Genomic DNA, 13,039 nt, shown 5'->3' with positions numbered 1-13,039 from the left:
CGTTCATGCATGATGGACCGATGAGCGCAGCAACCGATCCCAACGAATGGCTCGAAGACGTCGAAGGCGGGGAGCAACTCGCCTGGGTGCGGGAGAAGAACCGGCGCGCGCTCGAAACCCTCGCCACCACACCGCGTTTCGCGAAGATCCGGGACCAGACGTTGGCGATCCTGGACAGCGACGACAAGATCCCGCCGGTGCGCCGCCGCGGCGAGTACCTCTACAACTTCTGGGTCGACGCGAAGAACCCGCTGGGCCTGTGGCGGCGCACGACGCTGGAGTCCTACCGCACCGACTCCCCCGAGTGGGATGTACTGATCGACGTCGACGCGCTCGCCGCCGCCGACGGCGTGAAGTGGGTGTGGCACGGCGCCGCCGTGCTGCGCCCGCGGGACGGATCGACCGATCGTCGCCACGTCCTGGTCTCACTCTCCCGCGAGGGTGCCGACGCGACCGTGGTCCGCGAATTCGACCTGGTGACCCGCGAATGGGTGAAACCGCAGGACGGCGGCTTCGCACTCGCGGAGGCGAAGTCGTCGGTGGGGTGGATCGACGCCGACACCGTGCTCGTCAGCACCGACTTCGGCACCGCACCCGACGGCGGGCCGTCGATGACCGAATCCGGTTATCCGCGCATCGCCAAGCGCTGGGTCCGCGGCACCGATCTGGCCGACGCGCCCGTCGTGTTCGCCGGCGAGGTCACCGACGTCTCGGCCGGCGCCTCCTACGACAGCACGCCGGGTTTCGAGCGCATCTTCGCCTCGCGCTCGACCGACTTCTACAACTCGCTCATCTACCAGGTCGGCCCCGACGGGGAGTTGGCCCTGCTCGACGTGCCGACCGACGCACACGCCGCGCCCTACCGGCAGTGGTTGTTCGTGATGCCCCGCTCGCCGTGGGCCCTCGGCGGGTCGACGTATGAGCCGGGCAGCCTGCTCGTCTTCGACTATGCCGCCTACCTCGCGGGCAATCGCGACGTGACGGTGCTGTTCACCCCGGACGCATCGACGAGTCTGGCCGACTACGACTTCACCAAGTCGCACCTGATCCTGACCACCTTGCACGACGTCGTCACCCGGGTGTCGTTGCTGACGCTGGGCGATTGGCAGCCGGCCTCGCTGCCGGGGCTGCCGGAACTGGCCACCATCGGGATCGTCGACACCGATCCCGAGGACAGTGACGAGATATTCGCGTCGGCGAGCACGTTCACCACACCGCCGACACTGTTCTACGGCACCTCCACCGACGGGGTCACCCCGATCAAGCACTCCCCCGCGTTCTTCGACGCGACCGACGTCGTCGCCGAACAGCGCTTCACCACCTCCGACGACGGCACGCGCATCCCCTACTTCGTCCTGCGCCGTCGCGACGTCGAATCCGGTCCGACCCTGCTGTACGGCTACGGCGGCTTCCAGAACGCCCTGGTACCCGGATACTCACCCGGCCCCGGTCTCAACTGGGTCAGCGAGGGCGGCATCTATGTCATCGCCAATATCCGCGGCGGCGGCGAATACGGCCCGACGTGGCACACGCAGACGCAGAAGGCCGGCCGCCACAAGGTGTACGAGGACTTCTCGTCGGTGGCCAAGACGCTGGTCGCCGACGGCATGACCACCGTCGCACAGCTGGGCGCGATGGGCGGATCCAACGGCGGCCTGCTCATGGGGGTGATGGCCACCCGCTACCCGGAACTGTTCGGCGCCCTCGTGTGCCAGGTGCCGCTGATCGACATGCGGCGCTTCCACAAGCTCCTCGCGGGTGCCTCGTGGGTCGCCGAATACGGCAACCCCGACGACCCCGAGCAGTGGGCGTTCATGGAGCCGTTCTCGCCGTATCACAACGTCCGCGCCGACCTGCAGTACCCGGCCATCCTCATCACCACGTCGACCCGCGACGACCGCGTCCACCCGGGGCATGCGCGCAAGTTCGCGGCGAAGCTCGAGCAGACCGGCCACGATGACGTCTGGTACTACGAGAACATCGAGGGCGGCCACGGCGGCGCGGCCGACAACAAGCAGTCCGCCTTCCTCGCCGCATTGGCCTACGAGTTCCTGTGGCAGCAGCTCGGCTCGCCGGAATGAGGCCGACCCGCCGCTACCGGCCGATTCGGTCGGCGACATACCTTCCCGTCGCCCGCATGCCGAGTGCGGTCGGGTGGATCGGCACGCCGACGCGCGACGGGACGAGGCCGAAGTAGTACTGCTGCGCGGCCGGGGCGCACATATCGTGCCCGACGCCCATCGGCACGATGTCGACGAACCGCACGCCCCGGTGCTTCGCCTGGGCGGCCATCACAGCGTTGGCCCGCGCGATGACACTCTGCAGGTAGTCGGCGTCGGCGGGGCGCATCGGCTGCTCGGCGCAGCCGCCTTTGCGGACATAGTTGCCGTAACCGACGACGACGACCTTCGCGTTCGGCGCACCGCGTCGGACGGCGTCGAGCATCGCACCCCACACGCGGCCGTGGCCGTCGATGCGCGCCATCAACCCGTCCCGCGAGCCGTGGCGGTAGCGCTGGCTGCACGGTGTCGAGCCGGGGAGGTCGACGCAGGAGAGCGCAATTGGGAAAGCGCCGACATCGTTGAGCCCGACGGTCAGCGTGACCAGCCGCGTCGCCGCGGACAGGTGCGACGTCTGGACGGGCACCGCCCCGGACAGGATCGTGCGCTGCGCGGTGGCGTATACGTCGGAGGACTTCGCCGACGAGCAGGTCGCGTCGCGCAACCGGAGGCCCAGGCGGGCCGCGATGACCGCCGGGTAATTCTGTTCGGCGCGCAGACAGCCGGGCACCGAGCGGTCCTGCGGCTCGATCAGCGGACCGGCCGCCGCCGAATCACCCAGCGCGACATACTCGTTCGACGGGGCCGCCGTCGCCGGGGCCACCACCGGCCCGGCCATCAGCAACACCCCGGCACCGACGACCGCGACCAGCCGACCCCACATCGATGTACTCACTACGCAACCCCTCTCGATCCGATAATTCGGTCAGAGGGTAGCGCCGTCCACGCCGCGCGCGAATCGGATCGGGCGCCAATGGCGAGAATTAGTGGACGGCCCCAATTGAACAGGCTGACCTTTGTGGCAAAAACTAATCGTGAAGGGCCAATCCGACGCCACCATTGACCGTATGACGGGGATCACGGTGCGAAAAATTCTTGCGGCTACGGCGTGTACCGCCTCGGTGGTGGTCGCCGCGGCGGGTGCGACCGTGCCGGTGGCCACGGCCGCGCCGGTCCAGCCGGCTCCGCCACGCTCGATGCCGGGCGCAACGCCGGCCGGCCCGCTCGCCGACTTCACCAAACCGGGGCCGCTCAAGGTGGCGACCAACTACGCGCCGACGAAGTGTTCGTCCTCGCTCATGGGCATGATCATGCTGCTGCAGGCGCGCGGGGAGGGCATCAAGGAAGAGATGACCTGCTCGTTGGCCTTCCCCTACGGACCGGAGTCGCCGGTGGGCGTGCAGATCTTCGCACCCTTCGGCAAGGCGGCGAAGGGGCCCTACCCGGCGGTGATCTTCATGCCCGGCATCGGCGGCAATCCGTCGCAGTACACGGCACTCGCCCGCAACTGGGCCAGCCACGGATTCATCATCGCCATGCCGTTCACCTTCTGGAACTCCCTGATCGAGGTGCCCTCGCTCGGCACGGCGGTGCTGGCCTACATGAGTCGTGACCCCGGCAATCCGCTGTTCCGACGGGTCGACTGGTCCCGGATCAGCTACGCGGGGCACTCCGCCGGGGGCCAGGGCGCACTTCAGGCGGCCTCGCTCTATCCGTCGACCGGCACCGCGATCGACCCGCGGTTCCACGTCGTCTCGGTCTTCACCATTGCCAACGGCCCACTCGCTCTCGGAAGCACCGTCAACGTGCCCGCCCTCGTCCTCGGCGGCCGCCTCGACAACATCGTGCCGCCGTGGGCGTGGCAGACGATGTGGCAGTTCAACGGCATGCAATCGGCCCCGGCGTATTTCGCCGTGTCGCGCACCGCCCATCACCTCGACGTCGCACGGTCGGCGCGGACCAATCCCTTCCTCGGCGTGACGACCGCGTGGCTCATGCACGTCGCCTACCACGATCCCGCCGCGGCCCGGGTCTTCCTCGGCAAAGACTGGTCGCTGCCGCACGACAAGTCCTTCGACGAGGTGAAGCGCAATCGGGTGGCGGCCCGCGCCCTGCCGAAGCGGCCGCTCACCGAGCCGACCGGGAATCCCGGCCGATGACCGCCGACCAGCCCCTTCGTCTCGCCGACCACCTCGCGCAGCGCACCGCGACCATCGTCGGCAACGTGGTGACCCGGATCCGGAGCGAAGTCGACTTCTACCGCTCGCTTCCCGACGAGACGGTGAACGGCGACGTCCGGCGCATCGTCCGCCGCAACTTCGAGATGGTCGTCCGCGTCATCGCCACCGGCGCGGCGCCGACCCCGGCCGAGCTCGCCGAACTCGAGGAGTCGGCGCGCGACCGTGCCGACGAACAGGTGCCCCTCGGTGCCGTCCTGGATGCCTATCAGATCGGCGCCCGCGAATGGTTGCGCATCGTCAACGGGCTCGACGGTGGGGGCGGCGCCTTCGCCGAGGGCACGCTCGCCGAGATCGGCGATCGGGTCTTCCGGTGGCTGCGCAGTGCCACCGGCGCGGTGATCGCCGGCTACGACGTCGACAACGGCATCGGCGCACCCGATCCGCGTCCCGGGCACGTCGAGTTGCTCGACGCGCTGCTCGCCGGCGACGACCACACCGCGGCCGCGGACCGCTTCCACCTGACGGTGGCCGACCAGTATTGGGCGGTGGCCGTCACCGTCGATCCGAGCTCCGACGAGACCGACGACGGCGTCTCCCACACCGTCGCCGCGGCGCGCAAGGCACGTCGCCTGCGCCGGCAGCTCGACGGCATCGGCCGCGGCGAGGCGCTGTACTCGGTGACGGCATGCGGCGGGGTGGCCCTCGTCCCACTCCGCTCGCGACCGGCCACGACCGAGGCGGACGAATTCGGCGAACTCAAGGGGCGCCTGGAGCAACTCGCCCAGCGGATGGGCGTGCGGACGACCTGTGCCGTCGACCTGGTTCGGACCGAGGAGATCCCGAGCGTCATCCCGCAGCTCCAGGACTTGGTCGCGATCGCCCGGCGCAAGTCGACGCATCGACCGGTCGTCCGGTTCGACGATCTGGCAGTCGAGTTCCAGCTCAGCCGCCCCACCCGTGCGACCCGCCTGAACGCTGCCCGACTGGATCCCATCGCCGACGACCCGGTGCTGTGGCGGACCCTGGAGACCTACCTGGACAGCGAATGCAATTCGACGTCGACGGCCGAATCGCTGCACGTGCACCCGAACACCGTCCAATATCGGCTGCGCAAGATCTCCGATCTCACCGGGCTGAACCTGAGTCGTCCCGTCGACGTCCTCACCGCACTTGGCGCCGTGCTCGCCGCCAACGATCGGCGGCGGGTCGCCGACGAGGACCCGGCTCGCTAGCCCCGGGTCGCGGCCGTCACCCTTCGCTTGCTGCGCTTCTCGATTCGATTCCCGCGCGGACGATGTCGAGGGCCTCGCTGAGGTCGATCGCGGGCGCGTCGACGGCCAGCCGCCTCAGTTCGAGGCCGTCGACGAGCGCGACGAACAGCGGGGCGTAGCGCGTCGAGCCGGGAAGGTCGGCCCCTTCCAGCAGTGAGGTGGCGACCTGATCGTAGGCGGCGAAGCAACGGCGGGCGGCGTCCTTCAGACCTTCCGCGCGCGATGCGTGGAGATACAGTTCGAGCTGGGCGATCTGCCCGTTGCGGTTCGCGCGGTCTTCGACTTCGATCCGGGCCTGTTCGAAGGTGGCCTCGACGTCGAGCGGGCTCGTCGTCGCCAGGCGTTCCTTGATGGCGGTGAGGCGCGCGACCTCGTCGTCGACGAACAGGTTGAGGGCCTCGCTCAGGAGGTCCTCCTGACTCTCGAAGTGGTAGGTCAGGGTTCCGAGGGAGACACCGGCGGCCTTTGCTATCGCGCGGTTGCTGACGCCGCCGATTCCCTTCTCGCCGATCAGATCGAGGGTCACGGCGAGGATCTGGTCACGGACGGCGTTGGCCATGTGGTTCCTCCCGGGAAGCGGTCGCCAGGCTCGGATTGGCTTCGACGTCGTTCGGTGTCGGTTCTCCCGGAGTCTACCCAGGGGTCGCCGCCGCACCGTCGAGCCAGTACGGCCGTCGGCATCGGTGGGAAGCCGGGGTGACCCGGACTATCCGCACGGCCCTACGCGCTTCGAGATCGCGCGCAGGACCGTGTGCCATTCGTCGTTTCCCTGGCCGGCGAAGTCACCCGACGGCGCCATCTGCATGGTGTGCGCCATCCGGACGCCGGTCAGACAGCTCTCCGGGACGACGGTGATGTACTGCCCCTGGAAGCCGTTGGCCTGGAAACCGCGCGGTGTCGCGCCGGACCACCACTGGTATCCGTAGGAGCCCTGGTGCTCGTCACCGGCGTCGCGGGCGGGCTTGCGGTTCGTCGTGGCCTCGGTGACCCAGGCCGAGGACACCACCCGACGACCGTTGCCCGCCACTCCTCCGTTGCGGATCATCTCGCCGAACCGGAGGAAGTCCACCGGGCGGGCGAACAGCGACATCGAGCCCAGGGCCGCCCCGGTGCGATCGGTCATGATCGCCCCGTCGGCCTCCATACCGGCCGGCTTCCAGATCTTGTCGGAGAGGACCCTGCTCAGCGGTTTCGCGTAGATCGACTCCAGCATCCATCCCAGCACCTGGGTGTTGCCGCTGTTGTAGTTGAACCTCACTCCCTGCGGTTCGACGCGGGGCAAGGAGCGGAGGAACCCATTGCGGGTCTTGCCGATTCGACCGTTCGAGTAGTAGTCCAGGGCGAGATCGATCCACTGCAGGAACTGGTCGTTCTTGGAGATCTCCGAGGTGTGTTCATCCCACTTGACCCCCGACCGCATGCGAAGGATGTTGCGGATGGTCGTCCCCTGCCACGCGGTGCGACGGAGGGCGGGGACGTACCGGTCGATCGGGTCATCGAGCGAGGCGATCCGCCCCTCGTCGACGGCGATGCCCACGACGGTGGAGATCACGGATTTGGTGGCCGACCACCCGAGGTGTTTCCGATCCCGCCGATAGCCGTTGGCGTAGGTCTGCGAGAGAAGGGACCCGTTGTGGGTCAGGAGCAGGGCGTCGGTCCCGGTGTCCCGGACGAAGTCGCGCACCGTCTTCGTACGACCCGACCACCGGTACGTGACCGCTCCGACGTCGAAGGCCGCCGGCTTCACCTGAAGTGGGGCGGGCGCCCCCGCGGCCACCGTCTGATGGGGAAGGAAGACGTCGGGTTTGATGACGTCGACCGGAAGCGGCAGCAGGAATTTGTTGTTGCGCATGGCTTCATGCACCCAGTTGGACCAGTACTCGGGAGACCCCAGGGTGGCGGCCGCACCGGATGCGAGGTCCGGAAGGGGTGGGACGCCGAGCAGTTCACCGCCCTGCACCGCCGCCAGCAGCGAGCGCGAATCGGTGATCTGGTGTCGCCAGCCGTTGATCGCCGTGGGCGTCGCTTGCGCCTGCGCGGCTTGGCCGGCCACTGCGGCGGTCGTGATGGCCAGCGCGCTGCAGAGCTGTGCGAGGCGGCGGCGGGTGTGGGTCATGGGGGTGTCCATTCTCTTCAGCTGATTCATTGTGGCCCCCGGTACGGGGGACCGGCAGTCCGTCGTTGCGATTGTTCAGAGCATGCGGGCGGCGGCACGGCCGGTCTGTCGCCCGGTGAACAGGCAACCGCCCAGGAAGGTGCCCTCGAGTGCGCGGTAGCCGTGGTAGCCACCGCCGCCGAAACCGGCGGCCTCGCCGACCGCGAAGAGCCCGGGAACGGGTTGTCCGTCGCCGCCGATCACCCGGCCGGACAGGTCGGTCTGCAGACCGCCGAGCGACTTGCGGGTCAGGATGTTCATCTTGATCGCGATGAGCGGCCCGGCGCCGGCGTCGGTGATGGGCTTCAATTCCGTGGTCCGGAACAGGTTGTCGCCCGTGTAGGCCCGCGAGCGGCGGATCTGCCGGATGCCGGGGTCGGTCGACTGCGGCTTCCGCGCTTCGGCGTCGCGATGCGCCACCTGTCGGCGGAGCTCGTCGGCGTTCAGCAGATCGTTTCCGGCGAGGCGGTTCATCTTGCCGGCCAACTCGCCGATGGTCCGGGCGGTGACGAAGTCGGGTCCACGGTCGACGAAGGCCTGCACCGGCGCGGGTACGCCCCTGGTACGACTCGCGAGGTAGGCGGGCAGGTTCTTCGCCGTCAGCTCGGGGTTCTGCTCGGAACCGGAGAGGATGAACTCCTTCGCGATGATCTCGCGGTTCAACACGAACCACGAGTGACCGTGGCCGGTCTTCTGGATCAGTTCGAGGGTTCCCAGGGTGTCCAGGCTCGGGATGCCCGGGCTGGGGAATCGGCGGCCGGTCGCGTCGAACCACATCGACGACGGCGCCGCCAGGACGCGGATGCCGTGGCCGGGCCAAATCGGGGAGTGGTTCCGCAGGCCCTCGGTGTAGTGCCACATGCGGTCGCGGTTGACGAGTCGGCCGCCCGCGCGTGCGGTGATGTCGAGCATCCGGCCGTCCACGTGGGCCGGCACACCGGTCACCATGAAGGCCGGCGGGGTTCCCAGCCGCGCGGGCCAATACTTGCGGACGAGATCCTGGTTTCCGCCGATACCGCCCGATGCGACGATCACGAGTGGGGCGCGGAGCTCGAATCCGGCGACGGGTTCGCGGGTACCCGCCCTGCCGCGGGGAGCACCGTGGTCCGCGAGCACCGTCCCCGCCACGCCGGTCACGGCACCACCGACGGTCAGCAGTTCGTCGACGCGGTGACCGAAGCGGAAGCGGACGAGTCCGGCGCGCTGGAACTCGCGAACGCGGCGCTCGAAGGGTTCCACGATCCCGGGACCGGTGCCGAGGGTCATGTGGAAGCGCGGCACGGAGTTCCCGGGATCCCGGCGCCGGCCGGTGCCGCGTTCGGCCCAGCCGACCACCGGCACCCACGACACCCCCATCCCGGCCAGCCAATCGCGCTTCTCGCCAGCCGCGAATTCCAGGTACTTCTCCGCCCATCGGCGCGCCCAGTAGTCCTCGCCGTCGCGCCGGTCGGCGCCGCGGTCGAATCCCGCGGTTGTCATCCAGTCCCGCCGGGCGTCGTCGAGCGTGTCGCGAATGCCCATCAGGCGCTGCTCCGGCGAGTCGATGAAGAACAGCCCGCCGAGGCTCCAGAAGGCCTGGCCGCCGAGGTTCTTCTCCGATTCCTGGTCGACGATCACGACCTTCTTGCCCCTGGCGGCGAGTTCGCAGGCGGCGACCAGTCCGGACAGCCCGTGGCCGACGATGAGGGCGTCGGCGTGTTGCGACGGACTGCCCGCCGCGGTCGCGGTCCTCCCCGCGAAGGCCACCGCGGCAACAGCCGCGGCGCTCCCCGCGAGCGCCTGCCGGCGGGTGACCATCCTCTTCGATACCGGCACAGCATCCCCCTTCGACCTGGTGGGCCGACAGATCTCGGATTCGTTCGTTCGAACGAATAGTTTCGGTTACCGTAGTCCGCGTGCGAGTTGAAGACAAGACCCAGCCAGAATTGATGCCATGAGCGCCGACCGTCCCGTGTGGGTCGACGATCCGCGGTCCTATTGGGCGGCGATCGATGCCGCCGTGCGCGCCGCGCGCCTGCCCTCTCCGGTGCTGGCCGTCGACGCCATCGCCCTGGAGCACAACATCGCCGACCTGGCGCGCCGGGCCGGCGGGGTGCCGATCCGCGTCGCCAGCAAGTCGCTGCGCATCCGGTCGGTGATCAGCGACATCCTGCGGCGCGACGGCTTCGCCGGTGTGCTGGCCTACACCGTCGACGAGGCGCATTGGCTCGCCACCGCGGCCGACCTCCCCGACGTCCTGCTCGGCTACCCGTCGGCCGATGTCGACGCCATCGAAAGACTGGTCGCCGACGACACCGCCCGCTCGCGGGTCACCCTGCTGGTGGACTCCGTGGAACACCTCGACCTGATCGACCGGGCCGTGCCGCCGTCGGCGCGCGAACCGGTCCGCGTCGCCATCGACCTCGACGCCTCACTGCGCTACGCCGGCGGGCTGGTGCACCTGGGGGTGCGCCGTTCCCCGGTGCACTCGGTCTCCGACGCCCGCGACCTGGCCCGGAAGATCACCGGCCGACGCGGATTCAGCCTCGTCGGAGTCATGTCCTACGAGGCGCAGGTGGCCGGGTTGGCCAACGACACCGAGGGATCGGCGCTGCGCAACAAGGCGATCGGAGTCATCCAGGCGCGCTCGATGCGCGAACTGCTCGACCGGCGCGGCAAGGCCATCCGGGCCATCGGCGAATACGCCGAGCTGGAATTCGTCAACGCCGGCGGCACCGGCTCCCTCGAAGTCACCGCCGCCGACCGCTCGGTCACCGACATCGCCGCGGGCAGCGGCTTCTTCGGCGGGCACCTGTTCGACGGCTACGCCCACTTCCAACCGGCCCCGGCAATGGGTTTCGGACTCGACGTGGTGCGCCGCCCGGCCCGCGACATCGTGACCGTCCTCGGCGGCGGGTGGATCGCCTCGGGACCGCCGGCGGCCGATCGCCTGCCGAAACCGGTGTGGCCACAAGGACTTTCGTATATCGGGAGCGAGGCCGCCGGCGAGGTACAGACCCCCCTGCGCGGCGACGCGGCAAAACGGCTCCAGGTCGGTGGCCGAGTCTGGTTCCGCCACACCAAATCCGGCGAGCCGGCCGAGCACGCGAACGAAGTGGCCATCATCGACCGCGGCGCCGACGGCGGCCCGCAAGTCATCGACGTCGTCCCGACCTATCGGGGAGAAGGGAAATGCTTCCTATGACCGGCAGCACCGAACACTGGCAGAACTGGGGCCGCACCGAGACCGCCGACCCGACGGTCGAGACCCCGTCCACCGTCGACGAGATCCGCGCGCTCGTCGCCGACGCCCGCGCCACCGGGCGCCGGATCAAGCCGATCGGTGCCGGCCACAGCTTCAGCGGCATCGGGGTGCCGACCGATATCCAACTCCGCCTGTCGGGGCTGCGCGGCCTCGTCTCGGCCGATCCCGACGCCTCGCGGGTCACTCTCGCCGCCGGAACCCACCTGCACGAGATCCCCGCGCTGCTGGCCCCGATGGGTCTGGCGATGGCCAACCTCGGCGACGTCGACCGGCAGACCGTCTCCGGCGCCACCTCCACCGGCACCCACGGCACCGGGCTGGGCTTCGGCGGCATCAGCACCCAGATCGTCGGCGCCACGCTGGTGGACGGCCGCGGCGAATCGGTGACCCTCGCCGAGCACGACCCCGACCTGGCCGCGGTCGCGCTGGGCCTCGGGGCACTCGGCGTGCTCGTCGACATCACCCTGCGGTGCGTGCCGGCCTTCCACCTGCGGGCCGTCGAGGCCCCCGGTCGGTTCGACGACGTCCTCGACGGCTGGGCCGACGCCATCGGATCGATCGACCACTACGAGTTCTACTGGTTCCCGCACACCGAATGCTGCCTGACCAAGACGAACACCCGGCTGCCCACGACGACGGCACGGACCGGGCCGTCGCGGCTGCGGCGCTACGTCGACGACGAGCTGCTCTCGAATAAGCTCTTCGGGATGCTCTGCGCGGTCGGGCGGACGGTGCCCGCCGCCGTACCCGCAATCAACCAGCTCAGCGGACATGCCCTGTCGGCGCGCACCATCGTCGACTCGTCGACGAAGGTCTTCATCTCCGACCGCGCCGTGCGGTTCCGCGAGATGGAATACGCCATCCCCGTCGAGGAGATCCCCGAGGCCCTGCGCGAGATCCGGGCCATGATCGACCGGCGCCGCTACCGCGTGAGCTTCCCGATCGAGGTGCGCGCGGCGGCCGCGGACGAATTGATGCTGTCCACGGCCACCGGTCGCGCAAGCGGCTATATCGCCGTCCACCGCTACCACCGCGACGACCCCGCCGATTCGGCCGCCTATTTCGCCGACGTGGAGGAGATCCTGACCGGGCACGGCGGGCGCCCGCACTGGGGCAAGATGCACACGCGCGACGCCGCCTACCTGCGCACCGTGTACCCGCGCTTCGACGAGTTCCGCGCGGTGCGCGACCGGTACGACCCGGACCGCGTCTTCGGCAACGACTACCTCACCCGCGTGCTCGGCGACTGAGTCCGAGGTCAGTCGCCGTCCGCGCTCAGTCGCGGACGAGGACCCGGCCCAGCAGCCCGACGACGAGTAGGACCGCGCCGGCGCCGCCGACGATCAGCGCCCATTCGTGGAGGTCGCCGACCAGCCCGTTGATCGTCGACTGCGCCACCTCCCGCACCCCGGCCTCGGTGCCGCTGAACTCGTCCTTCGCGCGCGAGGCGAAGAAGTATCCGCCGGCCCACGCGACCGCGCCGGAGAGGACGCCGCCGAAACCGAGCCACGCCAGCATCGCCGCGCGGCGTCGGGAAAACAGGAGTGCGACCAGCGCCGCGATCAGCGCGACGATGGCGCTGCCGTAGGCGTATCGCGGAATCTTCCTGCCGATGTCGTGGTAGCGGCCCGCCTCCAGCGCCTGATCGCGCTGGCTCACGGCGACCAGGATCGGCCCGGGGACCGCCGCGGCCAGCGACGGATTCACCTGACCGGCGACCCGCCGCACCATATTCGTGAGGTCCAGGCGCATCACCGACGGGTCGACACCGGGCGGCGGCGAATCGAACAGCCACCGGTGCTGCTGCTGCGCGAGGTCGACGAAGTCGTGGGTAAAGCCCTCGGAGCTGGTGTATCGCACGGCGAAAGGGCGGGCCAGCGCGCCGGCGGCGGACCCCGCCTGCTTGCCGATCTGGTCGGTGATCGTGTCCGCCATGAACGTCCGGACTTCGCTGCTGTCGGCCATCTTCTGCGCCGTCGCGGTGAATCCGGTCGGGCTGATGACGCGCTGGCTGACCCACAACGATGGCAGGGCGGCAACGATCCCGACCACCGCGATCAGGCCGGCGAGGAAGGCCACGAGACTTCGCATCCGGTCAGCGTACCCAGCAGATGCCCGCCGCGTCGGGT

The 13,039-nt window shown here is 69.5% G+C and carries 10 protein-coding genes; 5 read left to right on the top strand and 5 right to left on the bottom strand.

The features are described 5' to 3' along the window. Positions 1 to 20 precede the first annotated feature (20 nt). On the top strand, positions 21 to 2,081 hold the full coding sequence (locus HUN08_RS02375) for a prolyl oligopeptidase family protein (protein ID WP_124245738.1): 2,061 nt from the start codon (positions 21 to 23) through the stop codon (positions 2,079 to 2,081). Positions 2,082 to 2,094: 13 nt separating this feature from the next. Here the strand turns inward: HUN08_RS02375 and HUN08_RS02370 are convergent, their stop codons facing one another. After that, positions 2,095 to 2,955, bottom strand: a complete 861-nt coding sequence (locus HUN08_RS02370; protein ID WP_124245739.1) for an SGNH/GDSL hydrolase family protein — start codon at positions 2,953 to 2,955, stop codon at positions 2,095 to 2,097. A 187-nt stretch (positions 2,956 to 3,142) separates the two neighbouring features. Between HUN08_RS02370 and HUN08_RS02365 the strand changes: the two genes are divergently transcribed. Together HUN08_RS02365 and HUN08_RS02360 are read left to right on the top strand one after the other, a co-directional pair. Then, positions 3,143 to 4,219, top strand: a complete 1,077-nt coding sequence (locus tag HUN08_RS02365) for a hypothetical protein (protein ID WP_165353349.1) — start codon at positions 3,143 to 3,145, stop codon at positions 4,217 to 4,219. Further along, complete coding sequence (locus tag HUN08_RS02360) at positions 4,216 to 5,472, top strand: CdaR family transcriptional regulator (protein WP_124245741.1); 1,257 nt, start codon at positions 4,216 to 4,218, stop codon at positions 5,470 to 5,472. The genes HUN08_RS02365 and HUN08_RS02360 overlap by 4 nt, the downstream gene beginning before the upstream one ends. 16 nt (positions 5,473 to 5,488) lie before the next feature. Here HUN08_RS02360 and HUN08_RS02355 read toward each other — a convergent pair whose 3' ends face one another. The 3 genes from HUN08_RS02355 to HUN08_RS02345 form a co-directional block, all read right to left on the bottom strand. Further along, the gene (locus HUN08_RS02355; protein WP_124245742.1) at positions 5,489 to 6,070 is read right to left on the bottom strand and encodes a TetR/AcrR family transcriptional regulator; all 582 of its coding nucleotides are present in this window, start codon (positions 6,068 to 6,070) and stop codon (positions 5,489 to 5,491) included. 147 nt (positions 6,071 to 6,217) lie between these two features. Next, positions 6,218 to 7,627: a serine hydrolase gene (locus HUN08_RS02350; protein ID WP_165353350.1), complete on the bottom strand. Its 1,410-nt coding sequence runs from the start codon at positions 7,625 to 7,627 to the stop codon at positions 6,218 to 6,220. Positions 7,628 to 7,702: 75 nt separating this feature from the next. After that, a complete protein-coding gene (locus HUN08_RS02345; protein WP_124246211.1) occupies positions 7,703 to 9,463 on the bottom strand; it encodes an FAD-binding dehydrogenase in 1,761 nt (586 codons plus the stop codon). 136 nt (positions 9,464 to 9,599) lie between these two features. On the opposite strand from HUN08_RS02345, the gene HUN08_RS02340 reads away from it, so the two are divergent. After that, the gene (locus HUN08_RS02340; RefSeq protein WP_124245744.1) at positions 9,600 to 10,850 is read left to right on the top strand and encodes an alanine racemase; all 1,251 of its coding nucleotides are present in this window, start codon (positions 9,600 to 9,602) and stop codon (positions 10,848 to 10,850) included. Continuing rightward, positions 10,847 to 12,160 (top strand): D-arabinono-1,4-lactone oxidase, encoded by a 1,314-nt coding sequence (locus HUN08_RS02335; RefSeq protein WP_124246212.1) that lies wholly within the window; start codon positions 10,847 to 10,849, stop codon positions 12,158 to 12,160. The genes HUN08_RS02340 and HUN08_RS02335 overlap by 4 nt, the downstream gene beginning before the upstream one ends. 25 nt (positions 12,161 to 12,185) lie before the next feature. Here HUN08_RS02335 and HUN08_RS02330 read toward each other — a convergent pair whose 3' ends face one another. Continuing rightward, the gene (locus HUN08_RS02330; protein ID WP_124245745.1) at positions 12,186 to 13,001 is read right to left on the bottom strand and encodes a hypothetical protein; all 816 of its coding nucleotides are present in this window, start codon (positions 12,999 to 13,001) and stop codon (positions 12,186 to 12,188) included. Between the last annotated feature and the right edge of the window lie 38 nt (positions 13,002 to 13,039).

The organism is Gordonia sp. X0973, assembly GCF_013348785.1.
GTDB lineage: Bacteria > Actinomycetota > Actinomycetes > Mycobacteriales > Mycobacteriaceae > Gordonia.
The sequence above is the reverse complement of the archived record's forward strand: the minus strand, read 5'-3'. Positions and strand labels throughout refer to the sequence as shown.

What these genes read in the sequence shown, in the direction of transcription:
- HUN08_RS02375 (WP_124245738.1), top strand. Translation starts at nt 21, where the DNA reads ATGAGCGCAGCAACCGATCCCAACGAATGGCTCGAAGACGTCGAAGGC.
- HUN08_RS02360 (WP_124245741.1), top strand. Translation starts at nt 4,216, where the DNA reads ATGACCGCCGACCAGCCCCTTCGTCTCGCCGACCACCTCGCGCAGCGC.
- HUN08_RS02355 (WP_124245742.1), bottom strand. Translation starts at nt 6,070, where the DNA reads ATGGCCAACGCCGTCCGTGACCAGATCCTCGCCGTGACCCTCGATCTG.
- HUN08_RS02350 (WP_165353350.1), bottom strand. Translation starts at nt 7,627, where the DNA reads ATGACCCACACCCGCCGCCGCCTCGCACAGCTCTGCAGCGCGCTGGCC.
- HUN08_RS02345 (WP_124246211.1), bottom strand. Translation starts at nt 9,463, where the DNA reads ATGGTCACCCGCCGGCAGGCGCTCGCGGGGAGCGCCGCGGCTGTTGCC.
- HUN08_RS02340 (WP_124245744.1), top strand. Translation starts at nt 9,600, where the DNA reads ATGAGCGCCGACCGTCCCGTGTGGGTCGACGATCCGCGGTCCTATTGG.
- HUN08_RS02335 (WP_124246212.1), top strand. Translation starts at nt 10,847, where the DNA reads ATGACCGGCAGCACCGAACACTGGCAGAACTGGGGCCGCACCGAGACC.
- HUN08_RS02330 (WP_124245745.1), bottom strand. Translation starts at nt 13,001, where the DNA reads ATGCGAAGTCTCGTGGCCTTCCTCGCCGGCCTGATCGCGGTGGTCGGG.